At 66.7% G+C, this 12,891-nt stretch carries 11 protein-coding genes and 1 pseudogene; 7 read left to right on the forward strand and 5 right to left on the reverse strand.

Annotation, left to right across the window (positions count from 1 at the left end):
• Positions 1-59: 59 nt before the first annotated feature.
• From L0U83_RS11230 to L0U83_RS11240, 3 genes are all read right to left on the reverse strand, one after another.
• Complete coding sequence (locus L0U83_RS11230) at positions 60-650, reverse strand: YceI family protein (RefSeq protein ID WP_233882696.1); 591 nt, start codon at positions 648-650, stop codon at positions 60-62.
• A gap of 54 nt (positions 651-704) precedes the next feature.
• Positions 705-1,292 carry a YceI family protein gene (locus tag L0U83_RS11235; protein ID WP_233882698.1) on the reverse strand — a complete coding sequence of 196 codons (588 nt, stop codon included), beginning with the start codon at positions 1,290-1,292 and terminating at the stop codon, positions 705-707.
• A 61-nt stretch (positions 1,293-1,353) separates the two neighbouring features.
• Positions 1,354-1,917, reverse strand: coding sequence for a cytochrome b (locus L0U83_RS11240; protein WP_233882700.1), 564 nt, complete (start codon positions 1,915-1,917; stop codon positions 1,354-1,356).
• A gap of 116 nt (positions 1,918-2,033) precedes the next feature.
• Between L0U83_RS11240 and L0U83_RS11245 the strand changes: the two genes are divergently transcribed.
• Together L0U83_RS11245 and L0U83_RS11250 are read left to right on the forward strand one after the other, a co-directional pair.
• Positions 2,034-2,963 carry a LysR family transcriptional regulator gene (locus L0U83_RS11245; protein ID WP_158758521.1) on the forward strand — a complete coding sequence of 310 codons (930 nt, stop codon included), beginning with the start codon at positions 2,034-2,036 and terminating at the stop codon, positions 2,961-2,963.
• Positions 2,964-3,263: 300 nt separating this feature from the next.
• On the forward strand, positions 3,264-3,644 hold the full coding sequence (locus L0U83_RS11250; protein WP_233882702.1) for a hypothetical protein: 381 nt from the start codon (positions 3,264-3,266) through the stop codon (positions 3,642-3,644).
• Positions 3,645-3,728: 84 nt separating this feature from the next.
• Here the strand turns inward: L0U83_RS11250 and L0U83_RS11255 are convergent.
• Positions 3,729-4,349 (reverse strand): annotated as a pseudogene (locus L0U83_RS11255) (ParB-like protein); the annotation flags it as partial.
• A 296-nt stretch (positions 4,350-4,645) separates the two neighbouring features.
• Here L0U83_RS11255 and L0U83_RS11260 point away from each other — a divergent pair.
• Positions 4,646-5,461 (forward strand): mechanosensitive ion channel family protein, encoded by an 816-nt coding sequence (locus L0U83_RS11260; protein ID WP_233883869.1) that lies wholly within the window; start codon positions 4,646-4,648, stop codon positions 5,459-5,461.
• A gap of 95 nt (positions 5,462-5,556) precedes the next feature.
• Here the strand turns inward: L0U83_RS11260 and L0U83_RS11265 are convergent, their stop codons facing one another.
• Positions 5,557-6,243, reverse strand: a complete 687-nt coding sequence (locus tag L0U83_RS11265) for a DedA family protein (RefSeq protein WP_233882703.1) — start codon at positions 6,241-6,243, stop codon at positions 5,557-5,559.
• A gap of 223 nt (positions 6,244-6,466) precedes the next feature.
• Between L0U83_RS11265 and mutL the strand changes: the two genes are divergently transcribed.
• From mutL to xylB, 4 genes are all read left to right on the forward strand, one after another.
• On the forward strand, positions 6,467-8,608 hold the full coding sequence (gene mutL / locus L0U83_RS11270) for a DNA mismatch repair endonuclease MutL (RefSeq protein ID WP_233882705.1): 2,142 nt from the start codon (positions 6,467-6,469) through the stop codon (positions 8,606-8,608).
• Positions 8,605-9,585 (forward strand): tRNA (adenosine(37)-N6)-dimethylallyltransferase MiaA, encoded by a 981-nt coding sequence (miaA, locus tag L0U83_RS11275; protein WP_233882707.1) that lies wholly within the window; start codon positions 8,605-8,607, stop codon positions 9,583-9,585. Before mutL ends, miaA begins: the two co-directional genes overlap by 4 nt.
• A 241-nt stretch (positions 9,586-9,826) precedes the next feature.
• Positions 9,827-11,233, forward strand: coding sequence for a D-arabinitol 4-dehydrogenase (dalD, locus tag L0U83_RS11280; protein ID WP_233882709.1), 1,407 nt, complete (start codon positions 9,827-9,829; stop codon positions 11,231-11,233).
• Between the two features lie 134 nt (positions 11,234-11,367).
• Positions 11,368-12,849 (forward strand): xylulokinase, encoded by a 1,482-nt coding sequence (gene xylB, locus L0U83_RS11285; RefSeq protein ID WP_233882711.1) that lies wholly within the window; start codon positions 11,368-11,370, stop codon positions 12,847-12,849.
• The last annotated feature ends 42 nt before the right edge of the window (positions 12,850-12,891 follow it).

Genomic DNA, 12,891 nt, shown 5'->3' on the forward strand with positions numbered 1-12,891 from the left:
GCGCCAAACGGCGCACGGGCTTCGCATCGAGCGCGGCGCGGCCCATGCCGCGCTCAAACTCAGTCTGCCTTGACGCCTTCCACCTGGATCTGCAGCGTCGTAGCCGTCTTGAAGCCATACGACTGCCCCCAGTTCACGCCGTAGTCCGCACGGTCGAATTGCGCCGACGCGTCCGCGCCGCACACTTCACGCTTGAGCATCGGGTTCTGGAAGCACTTGAACGAGTCGATCTTCAGGTTCAGCGGCTTCGTCACGCCATGCAGCGTGAACGTGCCGATCACTTCCACGGGCTTGTCGCCGTCGAAGCGGATCGACGTGCCCTTGTAGGTGGCCGTCGGGTACTTCGCGGTGTCGAGGAATTCGGCCGAGCTCACATGCTTGTCGAGCTTCGAGTTGCCCGTGTCGATCGACGACGCGTCAATCGTCACGTCCACCGTACCCGTCTTCGTCTCGCGGTCGAGCGTGACGGTGCCCGAGCTTTTCGTGAACTTGCCGCGCCACACCGAGACGCCGCCGAAGTGATCGGCTTCGAAGCTCGGATACGTATGCATCGGGTCGAGGTTGTAGGTCGTAGCGGCCGCGAGCGCGGGCGTGGCGACGAAGGCGGCGAGCGAGGCGGCAACGGCCGCGGCGAAAATCGTGGTCTTCATGAATCGATTCCTGGTGCGAAAGAAACTGGGTGAAAAAGTGATGCCGGTCGCGCGTCAGTGCGCGGCGGACACGATGTGAAACTTGATCTGCACGTCGTCGGCGACGATCGACGTGTCCTTCCACTCGCCCGAGCCAATGCCGTACGCGAGACGCTTGATGGGCAGCGTGCCGTCGAACACCTGGTTGGTGCCGTCCTTGCGGTATTGCACCGGCACGACGACGTCGGTCGTCTTGCCCTTGATGGTCAGCTTGCCGGCCACCGTGAACGCGCCGTTCGCGCCCGGCTTGATTTGCGTGGAGACGAAGGTCGCATGCGGGAAATGCGAGGCGTCGAACCACTCGTCGCCGGCGACCTCCGTGTTGTATTCCGGCGCGCCGATGTCGAAGCTCGCCACCTCGACGTCGAGCTTCGCGCTCGATGCCGCGACGTTCGCCGGATCGAAGCGCACGTCGGCTGTGAAGTGATTGAAGCGCCCTTCGACAGGTACGTTCATCTGCTTGAACACGGCGGTCACGGAGTTCTTCGCCGCTTCGGCCGCGGCGTTGGCGTTCGTGGCGAAAGTCGTGGCAAAGGCCGCGCCGGCGGCGAGCGCCGCGCCGAGCGCGACGACAGAAGCGGTATGGGCAAGACGCTGGATCATGGGCAGTCGGTCCAAGGTGGTAAGCATCGTGAAATGGATACGGCGCGTGCGCGCCGCAAAGTCAGTCGCGCGGCGCGCCGAACGGCAGCATGCGCGCGAGAATGTTCTGGCGATCGATCAACTGGTGCTTGATGACGGCGAGCACGTGCAGCACGACCACGGTGAGCAAGGTGTAGTTCAGCGCGATGTGCACGACGCGCAGCACGCCTTTGAGCGCGGTGTCGGGGCCGATCAGCACGGGCAGCGGCCAGATGCCGAGGTACACGACCTGAATGCCGGCCGCCGAACTGTACAGGTAACCCGTCACCGGAATCGCAACCATCAGCACGTAGAGCGCGGTGTGGCCCAAGTGCGCGGCGAGCCTTTCCCAACCATGCATGGAGGCGGGCAGCGCGGGCGCGGCGTGCGTGACGCGCCAGAGAATGCGCACGAGCACGAGCGCGAGCACGGTCACGCCAATCCATTTGTGCCACGAAAAGTAGCGCAGCTTGGTGGGCGTAATGCCGGGAATGTCGGTCATGACCCAGCCGAGCGCAAAGCCCCAGACGATCAACGCGGCGATCAGCCAGTGCAGCAGCATGGCAACGCCGTTATAGCGCCCGGGGGGCTTGACGGAAGGCTTCATCGGCACGACTCCAATATTCGAGGTGTGCACTTTACCCGGCCAAACCTATTCAAACAATCGTCTAAAATGGATGGTTATCATCCACTTTTTCGATAGATCGAAAAGGACTGCACCTCGTGGACCGCACCTCGGACCGCTCCCCTAGCCTCGAACAGCTGCGCGCGCTGATCGCCGTCGCCGAAACCGGCAGCTTCTCGGCGGCGGCGCGCCAGCTCGACCGCGCCCAGTCGGTGGTCAGCTATACGATCGCCAATCTCGAGGCGCTGCTGGGCGTCGCGCTGTTCGAGCGCGGCAAGCGCAAGCCGGAACTCACGGCCGCGGGCCGCGCGATCCTCGCCGACGCGCGCCGCCTCGATCTGCTCATGGGTCAGCTTAACGCCAAGGCGGCCGGTCTGCAGAGGGGGCTGGAAGGCGAGGTTTCGCTGGCCGTCGACGTGATGTTTCCGTCGCAGCGGCTCGTCGAGGCGCTGCAGGCGTTCGCGTTCACGTTTCCCACCGTCGCCCTGAATCTGACCATGGAAGCGCTTGGCGGAGTGCTCAAGCTCGTGCTCGACGGCGATTGCGCGGTGGGCATCAGCGGGCCGAACCATAACTGGCCGCATGTGATCGAGGCACAGTCCATCGGCACCGTGGAACTCGTGCTCGTGGCCGCCCCCTGCCATCCGCTCGCCAAGGCGGAGCATCCCGTGCGCATATCGGACGCGCGCGAGCACACGCAGCTGGTCCTCACCGACCGCAGCCGCCTGACCGAAGGCCAGAACTTCGGCGTATACAGCAATCGCGCGTGGAAGCTCGGCGATCTCGGCGCCAAGCACCGGCTACTGCTCGCGGGCTTGGGCTGGGGGTCGATGCCGAAGCATCTCGTGGAAGCCGATCTCGAAGCCGGGCGGCTCGTGCGCGTCGCGCTCGCGGACCGGCGCTCGGTGAGCTACAACATCTCGCTGATCCATCGCACCGACGCTGCGCGCGGCCCTGCCAGCGAGTGGCTCTGCCACTACCTGACGCAAGGCACGCCGCCGCAAGCGCCGCTGCCGGACGCGCGCTGAAGGCCGTAAGCGGGCCAGCGCCGGCTCGATGGCGCGTCAGCGATGCGCCTGCGAGTTGCACGAACGCAACCCCGCGCACGCCTGACAATGCTTCACAAACCCGCGCGAGCCGCGTCGCGCCGGGCTCGCACGGCGACGGGCGCTGACCGCGCGCACCGACCTTCGTCCGCCCGCATTTATCGAGATGGACCTCCGTGCCAGGATCGCGCCACCGCTCGCCGGGAGCGTGGGCATGCGCACCGCCGCGAGCCACGAACACCCAGCGCGAGCTTTGCGTCACGCGCCCGGTCACTTCGCATCATGGTCAACTTCATCTGCTTTCTACTCTGGAATCTCGCCTTGCTCTTCGCCGTGCGCGTGGGCTGCTGGCTCATTGTCTGCGCGCGGCCCGACCTCACGATCAATGGCACGCGCATCTTCGTCGGCTTGATGGCGATTGCACTCGCGTTCGACACGGCAGTCACCTTCCTCGTGTTCGCCAACGCCGGTGGGCCGTGGCAGGCGCACAAACCGAGCGAGACCTTCCCCGAGCGCGCCTTCGCCTACGCGCTCGCCGCGTTGATGGCGCTGCTGATCGCGCGGCACGCGCGCCGGCAGGATTCACGCGAGGCGCGCGATGGACCGGCTGGCGCGCAGGAAATCGAAACGTCTCCCTACAGCAAATCGACGCTGCCGATGTAAGGCACGACGCCCGCTTCAGCTCTTCTTGACCTTGGGAGCCTTGGCCGCCTTGCCAGGCGCGGCCGCCGGCACGCCAGCCGCCGCGGCTGGCACCACCCCCGACCAGCCCGGCAAATAACGCGCCTCGGGGTCGTGTGCGTGCGAAAGCGCATCGGTGAGCGCCGCGTCGAAGTCTTTGCGCAAGCGCGTTTCGGATACCTTACGACGCAGATAGTCGGCCCACAGGAATTCGCTGAACGGCGTGGTGTCCTTTGCGTAGCCGCCCGACGTGCGCAACTCGCCCGCGAGGCTGCGATACGGATCGTCCGCAAGCCCGAGAAGCTGCTTCGGCAGCTGGTCGAATTCGCAGCGCTCGCCTGCCGCATCGAACGGATGCACCCACTGGTTGTGCTCCATCATGCGCCAGAAGATGGTGGGCTCGAGCCACGAGAGATCCTTGAGCACGGTCACCCGCACGCTCTCCACCGATTCTTCGAGCCACGCGCGGCCAAGGTGGTGGTGATCGACCACGTAGTAGCGCGCCTTCGGCCCGAGCACGGCGGGAAACCAGTGCGAGTCGATTGCCGCCGTGCGGCCTTTCTTGTCGAGTGTTTGCCAGTGCGCGCGCTTGGCGTTGACCTCCCGAAAGCCCACCGTGATCTGCGTGGGGCGAAGCTCGTCGAGCTTTACGGTGATGAGATGAAGATCGGTGTTCTGAAGGTTCACGGCGGGCCTCCTTTTTCGTGTCGATAAGTGTCGGTTGGTGTCAGTGTCGATCGCGCAACGATACAGCCGAACAGCCATGCATGCCGCATCAATCGAACGCGCGCTTCGCACGCCGTGCGCCGGGTCAACACGGAGGCCGCTGGGCACGTTGGATGCGCGCTTTTTCCAGTTCGCATATAAATGCTCCGAGGGACAGACGACGCCAGCCACAACGCGCGCCGCAGTCCCCGCCAATGTCTGTTGCACGTCTTTTCCGGCTCGATCAACGGCAATTCCACGGCACAAGCGAGGGCATTTTGGATCTCGAAACCATCCGCGTATTCATCATGACCCGGGGCATCGACTTCGGGACCAAGGTCCTCGCGGCGATCGTCCTATGGATCATCGGACGCTGGGCCATCAATCTCGTCGCCGGTTTGCTGCGCAAGGTGCTCTCGCGCAACGAGCGTGTCGATCCGACGCTCGCGCATTACCTGGGCTCGATACTCGCCGCCGTCCTGAACCTGATGCTGATCCTCGCGATCCTCCAGGTGTTCGGCGTGCAGACCACCTCGTTCGCGGCGCTCCTCGCCGGTCTTGGCCTCGCCATCGGCACGGCGTGGGGCGGCCTGCTCGCGCATTTCGCTGCGGGCGTGTTCATGCAGGTGCTGCGGCCGTTCAAGGTGGGCGACTTCGTGACGGCCGGGGGCGTGACGGGCACCGTGAAGGAACTCGGCATCTTCGGTACGACCATCATCTCGCCGGACAACGTGGTCAACATCGTCGGCAACAACAAGATCTTCTCGGACACCATCTCGAACTACAGCGCGACACCCGTGCGCCGCGTCGAACTGACCGCGAAGATCGCCAATGGTGTCGATCCCGTCGATGCCGCCAACCGCCTGCGCGCGGCCATCGCGAAAATTCCGAACGTTTCGCAGGAACCGGCGCCCGACGTCGAGATCCTCTCGTTCACGCCCGAAGGCCCGTTGCTGGCCGTGCGGCCCTACACGAACAACGACACCTACTGGCAGGTCTACTTCGACACCAACCGCGCGATTGTCGAGACCTTCAAGGACGCGGGCTACCCGACGCCCGAAACGCCCTCGATCATTCGCCGCGTGGGCTCATAGCGCGCCTGACTCGACGCGCTCGCCAAAGCAAAACGGCATCGCCTTCACAGGCGATGCCGTTTTTTATTGCGTTGCGTCGTAGAGGTGACGCGTGCTCAACCGCCGTTGGGCTTGCGCACGGCGGCGGCGCGCGAGTCCTTGCGCAGCATCTTCCACACGCCGCCAATCAGGATCGGCACGATCGCAGCACCAATGCCGACCAGCACGATCACGTTGAGATACTGGCGAATGAACGGAATGTTGCCGAAGAAGTAGCCGAGCAGCACGAGCAGCAACACCCAGAACAGCGCGCCCGTGATGGTGAAGAATTGAAAACGTCGCATGCTCATTTGCGAGACGCCCGCCACGAACGGCGCGAACGTACGCACGACAGGAATGAAGCGCGCGAGCACGATCGTCTTGCCGCCGTGCCGCTCGTAGAATTCGTGCGTTTTCTGCAGCGCGGCGCGATCGAGGAAGCGTTCGAGCACGGGAATGTGCGTGTTGAACACCTTCGGCCCGATGGCGCGCCCAATCAGATAGTTGACCGTATTGCCGAGAACCGCCGCCACGAGCAGCAGTACGATCAGCAGGCCGAGATTCATTTCATGCGTGGCGGCAAACGCGCCGCCGATGAAGAGCAGCGAGTCGCCTGGCAGGAATGGCAGCACCACGAGCCCGGTTTCGCAGAACACGATCAGGAACAGCACCGCGTAGACCCAGCCGCCGTATTGCTGGATGAAGACACCGAGAAACTTGTCGATGTGCAAGACAAGATTGACGAACTGCAGAAGCGTATCCAAAAGTGTCCCTTATTGAACGTGGGCCGCGCCCCTGAAACAGCGCGTTCGCCCTGTGTTGCGCGAGAAGCAAAATTGACCGCGCCATGATACCGAAAGTGCCAGGCTGTCACGAAATATTCCCGCCAAGTTCGGTGAATTCGCGCACAAAGCGCTGCTAGATGGCGATTTAAGGGGCGCAGATGCGCGTCGGGTCGCGCCGCGCCGACTCGCTATAATTGCGCGCATGTCTTCGAATTTCGAACCCACCGGCGCCGTGCCGGATTCCGCCGACGCCGCCAGCACGGCCGGCGCCGCCGTCGCGTCGCGCGCCGCGCAGCCCGCGCGCGCGATCCAGGCACTGCCCGATCAGCTCATCAGCCAGATCGCCGCGGGCGAAGTGGTCGAGCGGCCCGCCTCCGTCGTCAAGGAACTGCTCGAAAACGCGCTCGACGCGGGCGCGAGCACGCTGCGCATCCTGCTCGACGAGGGCGGCGTGAAGCGCATCTCCATCGCCGACGACGGCTGCGGCATTCCCGAAGCCGAGCTGCCGCTCGCGCTCATGCGACACGCCACGAGCAAGATCCGCTCGCTCGCCGAACTGGAAAGCGTCGCGACGCTCGGGTTTCGCGGCGAAGCGCTGGCGTCGATCGCCTCGGTGGCCGAAATGTCGATCACGAGCCGCAGCGCCGATGCGCCTCACGCCGTGAAGATCGAGGGGCACACGGGAGCGATCTCGCCGGCTGCGGGCGGCCAGGGCACGACCATCGAAGTGCGCGAGCTGTACTTCAATACGCCCGCGCGCCGCAAGTTCCTGAAGAGCGAGCAGACCGAACTGGGCCATTGCCTCGAGATGATCCGCCGCAGCGCGCTCGCGCGCCCGGACGTCGCGATCTCGGTGCTGCACAACGGCCGCGCGGTCGAGCACTGGAACGCGAGCGATCCCGCCACGCGAGTTTCGAAAATTCTCGGCGAAGTCTTCGCCACGGCGCACCTGCCGCTCGACGAGCGCGCCGGGCCGCTCGCCGTGTACGGCTGCGCGGGTCTGCCCACGGCGAGCCGCAACCGCGCCGATCAGCAGTACTTCTTCGTGAACGGCCGCTTCGTGCGCGACAAGCTGCTCACGCACGCAGTGCGCTCGGCCTATGAGGACGTGCTGCACGGCGAGCGCTATCCGTCGTATGTGCTATTCCTCGACCTGCCGCCCGAAGCCGTCGACGTGAACGTGCATCCCTCGAAGATCGAGGTGCGTTTTCGCGACTCGCGCTCGATTCACCAGTTCGTGTTCCATGCCGTGCAGCGCGCGCTCGCGCGCCACGCGGGCGCCTCGCCCGAGACGACCTCGGGCGGCCACGCGGCCGCGCTCATCGAGCCACGCGCGTTGCCGGGCGCCGGCGTGCTCGGTGGTTCGGTCGGGTTGGCTTCGGGCGCGGCCGACTACCCGCGCGCAGGCACTCCGCCCAGCGCAGCGGGCGGCTTTGGCACGGACGGCAAGTTCGGCACCGCAAGCGTGGCGAGCAGCTTCGGCGGCGGCACGGGTGGCGCCCTCTCGCGCGCTTCCGGCTTTGGCCCTGCAAACGCAGGCGGCGCCAACGCGAGCAGCGGCAACACCTGGCTGCGCCAGTCGCGCATGACGCAAGGCAGCCTGCCTGTCGCGCAGCCGCTCGCGCTGTATGACGCGTTGTTCGGCCGCAAGGACGTCGGCGCGGGCACCGCGCACGGCTCGACCGTGCCGCAGGCGCAAGACGGCGCAGCCGGCGCATTCGCCGCCAGCGTGCCGCACGCCGCCTTCGAAGCGGGTGAGGACCATCCGCTCGGCTTCGCGCTCGGCCAGGTGCACGGCATCTACGTGCTCGCGCAAAACGCGCGCGGCCTCGTGATCGTCGACATGCACGCCGCACACGAGCGCATTCTCTACGAGCAGTTCAAGCAGGCTCTCGCCGAGCGCTCGCTCGCCGTGCAGCCCTTGCTGATCCCGATCTCGATGACGGCCGACCCCGTCGAAACGGGCACCGTCGAGGAAGAAAAAGCGACGCTCGAAGCGCTAGGCTTCGACCTCGCCGTGCTTTCGCCCACGTCGATTGCGATCCGCGCGGTGCCCGCGCTCCTCAAGGACGCCGATCTCCAGGCGCTCGCGCGCGCCGTGCTCGCCGATCTGCACGAGTACGGCGGCTCGCGCGTGCTCACCGAGCGCCAGCACGAGATGCTCGGCACGCTCGCCTGCCATCATGCAGTGCGCGCGAACCGGCGTCTCACGCTTGACGAGATGAACGCGCTCCTGCGCCAGATGGAAGCGACCGAGCGCGCCGACCAGTGCAACCACGGCCGGCCGACCTGGTACCAGCTCACGCTCGCCGATCTCGATCGGCTATTCATGCGCGGTCAATGACGCAGTCCACGAAACAAACAGGTGATGCGTTGCCCGTCGCGTGCCTGCTCGGCCCCACGGCCTCGGGCAAGACGGCGGCTGCGCTCGCGTATGCCGCGCAGTCGGCAGCGCGCGCTCGCGCGGTGGAGATCGTGAGCGTCGATTCGGCGCTCGTGTACCGCGAGATGGACATCGGCACCGCGAAGCCGAGCGCCGCGGAGCGCGCTGCCGCCGCGCATCATCTGATCGATATCGTCGATCCTCTGGATGCATATTCCGCCGCCGACTTTCGCGCCGACGCGCTGCGCGTGACGGGCGAGATCGTCGCGCGCGGGAACGTGCCGCTGCTCGTGGGCGGGACGATGCTGTACTACAAGGCGCTCACGCAAGGCCTGAACGACCTGCCCTCGGCCGATCCCGCCGTGCGCGCACAACTCGATGCCGAAGCCGCACGCGACGGCTGGCCCGCCATGCATGCCCGCCTCGCGCAGGTCGATCCGGCCACGGCTGCGCGCCTCGCTCCGAACGACTCGCAGCGCATTCAACGGGCGCTCGAAATTTTCATGCTGAGCGGGCAGCCGATGTCGGTGCTGCTCGCCACGCCGTCCACGCGCGAGGATGAAGCCGCGCGCTATCGCTTCGTGCCGGTCGCGCTCGAGCCGTCCGATCGCGGCGTGCTGCACACGCGCATCGAAGCGCGTTTCGACGCGATGCTCGCGGGCGGTCTCATCGACGAGGTGAAGGCGCTGCGCGCGCGCGGCGACCTGAATCCCAACCTGCCGTCCATGCGCTGCGTCGGCTACCGCCAGGTGTGGGAATACCTCGATGGCGAGGTGGACTACGACACCATGCGCGACAAGGGCGTGTTCGCCACGCGCCAGCTCTGCAAGCGCCAGCTCACGTGGCTGCGTGCGATGCCGGAGCGCATCGTCGTGGATTGCTGCGCGCAAGATGCGACCGCGCAGGCAGTCGCGGCAGTGGAGCAGATTGGCGGCTGAAACCGCCTGCCCCTTTTTCCCTGCCGTCTACCCCCGGGCGCTTTGTGCGCCACAACATCCCCAGCAACGTTTGCTCGACGCGCGTTCGACGATCGCACGCGCGCCATCCCCCGCCGCAGCGCGCCACCGAAAACCGCCCTCGCCGCTTGACTTTCGATCGACCGGATACGATCATTCGTTCATCACTAGAGCAATTGCTCAGACTCGAGCCGCCAGGCCGCTTTGAGTTAGGAGACACCGAATGAACACCGAACGCAGCAATGCGAACGTGATCCTGCACATCGGCGCCGGGTCGTTTCACCGGGCGCATCAGGCATGGTATCTGCATCGCGTGAACCTCATGCGCAAGCCCGACGAGGCCACCTGGTCGCTCACCGTCGGCAACATCCGCTCCGACATGAATGCCGTGATGGATGCGCTGGCCGCGCAGAACGGCGCGTACACGCTCGAAACGGTCACGCCGCAGGGCGAGCGCGCCTACGAAACGATCCGCTCGATCACGCGCGTGCTGCCGTGGTCCGCCGATCTCGCGAGCCTGATCGATGCAGGCGCCGACTCGAACTGCAAGATCATTGCGTTCACGGTGACCGAAGGCGGCTATTACCTCGACGAACACGACCGCCTCGACACCGCGAACCCGGACCTCGCCGCCGACCTCAACGGCGCTCGCACGACGATTTACGGTGCGCTCGCCGCGATCCTCGAAGCGCGCATGGCGCGCGACGGCGGCCCCGTGACGCTGCAGACCTGCGACAACCTGCGCAGCAACGGCAAGCGCTTTCACGCGGGCATGCGCGAGTTCCTCGCGCTGCGCGGTGCGACGGATCTGCGCGACTGGTTCGACGCGAACACGGCGTGCCCCGACTCCATGGTCGACCGCATCACGCCGCGCCCCACGCCCGACGTGCGCGAGCGCGTGAAGGCCGCAACCGGCGTGGACGACGCCTGCCCCGTAATGGGCGAGGCGTTCATCCAGTGGGTGATCGAGGATCACTTCTGCGCGGGGCGACCCGCCTGGGAGCGCGCGGGCGCGGAGATGGTCGAATCGGTGATGCCTTACGAGGAAGCGAAGATCCGCATCCTCAACGCCACGCATAGCTGCATTGCCTGGGCGGGCACGCTCGTCGGGCTCGACTTCATCCACGAAGGCACCCAGGACGCCGACATCCGCACCTTCGCGCGCGAGTACGTGAGCGAGGACGTGATTCCCTGCCTCACGCCCAGCCCGCTCGATCTCGCAAAGTATCGCGACGTCGTGCTCGAACGCTTCAGCAATCCGTACATCCAGGACACGAACCAGCGCGTGGCCGCCGACGGCTATTCGAAGATCCCCGGCTTCATTGCGCCCACGCTCGCGCAACGCGTCGCCAGCGGCGCGACGCCTGCCGCCACGGCCATGCTGCCCGCACTCTTCCTGCGCTTTCTGGAGCGCTGGCACAGGGGCACGCTGCCCTACCGCTACCAGGACGGCGTGATGGACGAAGCGGCCGTGCACCGCATGTTCGATAGCGGCGAGCCCGTCTCGACGTTTCTCGGCGACAAGCTGCTGTGGGGCGGCCTCGCCGGCAACCCGACGCTGGGCGGCGCCGTACGCGGCGCGCTCACGCGCGTCGACCAGTGGCTCGCCTCACGGGGTTGCAGCGTTTGAAGCCATACCGCGGCGTAATCCATCACCTGCGCCGTCAAACCCGCGCCACGCGCGCCCTGAGGGTCGGCGCGCATGGCGTCGCGCCCGGCGCGCGGCTAAAGTAGCGCAACTCTCATCACGACTTCAGCGCGCCTATGTATCTCGGCATCGACCTCGGCACCTCCGAAGTGAAAGTCCTGCTGCTCGCGCCCGACGGCCGCGTGATCGGCACTGCCGGCACGCCCTTCGTCGTCTCGCGAGCGCACCCGCGCTGGTCCGAGCAGAATCCCGCCGACTGGTGGGACGGCACCCGCCGCGCGCTCGCCGCGCTGCGCGAGGCGCATCCGGATGAATTCACACAGGTACGCGGCATCGGCCTTTCCGGACAGATGCACGGCGCCGTGCTGCTCGACGCGCACGACACCGTATTGCGCCCCGCGATCCTCTGGAACGACATGCGCGCGGTAGACGAATGCGCCGAACTCACCGCGCGCGCGCCGCAGCTGCATCGCATAGCGGGCAATCTTGCCATGCCGGGCTTCACCGCGCCGAAGCTGCTATGGGTCGCGCGCCACGAGCCGCAGATCTTCCGCGAAACGGCCTGCGTGCTGCTGCCAAAGGACTATTTGCGCCTGCAACTCACGGGCGGCAAGGTCTCCGATCCATCGGACGCCGCGGGCACGCTCTGGCTCGATGTGGCCAAACGCGACTGGTCCGACGCGCTGCTCGACGCCTGCAACATGACGCGCGCGCAAATGCCCGCGCTCGCCGAAGGCAGCGCGCCCTCCGGCACGCTCCTGCCCGCGCTCGCGCGCGAATTTGGCCTGCGCGAGGACGTAGTCGTCGCAGCGGGCGGCGGTGACAACGCAACGAGCGCCATCGGCATCGGCGCGACGCAGCCCGGCGACGGCTTCGTCTCGCTCGGCACCTCGGGCGTGCTCTGCGTGGTGGGCGACCGCTTCCGGCCCAATCCGGCTTCCGCCGTGCACGCGTTCTGTCACGCGATTCCGGACCGCTGGCACCAGATGAGCGTCGTGCTTTCGGCGGCGAGCTGCCTGCGCTGGGTCTGCAAGCTCACGGGCACGAACGAGCCCACGTTGCTCGCCGAAGTCGAACAGCTCAGCGCGCAAACGCTCGCCGAAGCCCCGCTCTTCCTGCCGTATCTTTCGGGCGAGCGCACGCCGCACAACGACCCGTATGCGCAGGGCGTGTTCTTCGGCATGACGCACGCGACCGACCGCGCACTGCTCGGCTACGCCGTGCTCGAAGGCGTGACGCTCGCGCTCACCGACGGTCTCGACGCCCTCGCGGCCGCAGGCACCGAAGTGGGTGCGCTGTCGATGCTGGGCGGCGGCGCGCGCAGTGGCTACTGGGCGCAACTGGTTGCGGATGCATTCAACACGCCCACGCGCCAGCACGGCGGCGGCGAGACGGGCGCGGCACTCGGCGCGGCGCGCCTTGGCTGGCTCGCGGCCGGTGGCGACGCGCGCGAGGTGCTGACGAAGCCGCCCGTGGTGGCCGAGTACACGCCGAACGCCTCGCGCCACGCGGCGCTGCGCGAGCGTCTCACCGCGTACCGCGCGCTATATCGCCACGTGCGCCCGCTCTTCGAGCCCTCGCGCGAACGCCTCGCGTAAGCCACGCAATATCGTGCCGTACACTTCGGCCCCGATCCCGCT

This window comes from Paraburkholderia flagellata (assembly GCF_021390645.1).
GTDB lineage: Bacteria > Pseudomonadota > Gammaproteobacteria > Burkholderiales > Burkholderiaceae > Paraburkholderia > Paraburkholderia flagellata.

Bases quoted from the DNA above. Each gene is read 5' to 3' on its own strand.
- L0U83_RS11250 (WP_233882702.1), top strand. From the start codon at position 3,264: ATGGTCAACTTCATCTGCTTTCTACTCTGGAATCTCGCCTTGCTCTTC.
- L0U83_RS11235 (WP_233882698.1), bottom strand. From the start codon at position 1,292: ATGATCCAGCGTCTTGCCCATACCGCTTCTGTCGTCGCGCTCGGCGCG.
- L0U83_RS11240 (WP_233882700.1), bottom strand. From the start codon at position 1,917: ATGAAGCCTTCCGTCAAGCCCCCCGGGCGCTATAACGGCGTTGCCATG.
- dalD (WP_233882709.1), top strand. From the start codon at position 9,827: ATGAACACCGAACGCAGCAATGCGAACGTGATCCTGCACATCGGCGCC.
- L0U83_RS11230 (WP_233882696.1), bottom strand. From the start codon at position 650: ATGAAGACCACGATTTTCGCCGCGGCCGTTGCCGCCTCGCTCGCCGCC.
- miaA (WP_233882707.1), top strand. From the start codon at position 8,605: ATGACGCAGTCCACGAAACAAACAGGTGATGCGTTGCCCGTCGCGTGC.
- xylB (WP_233882711.1), top strand. From the start codon at position 11,368: ATGTATCTCGGCATCGACCTCGGCACCTCCGAAGTGAAAGTCCTGCTG.
- mutL (WP_233882705.1), top strand. From the start codon at position 6,467: ATGTCTTCGAATTTCGAACCCACCGGCGCCGTGCCGGATTCCGCCGAC.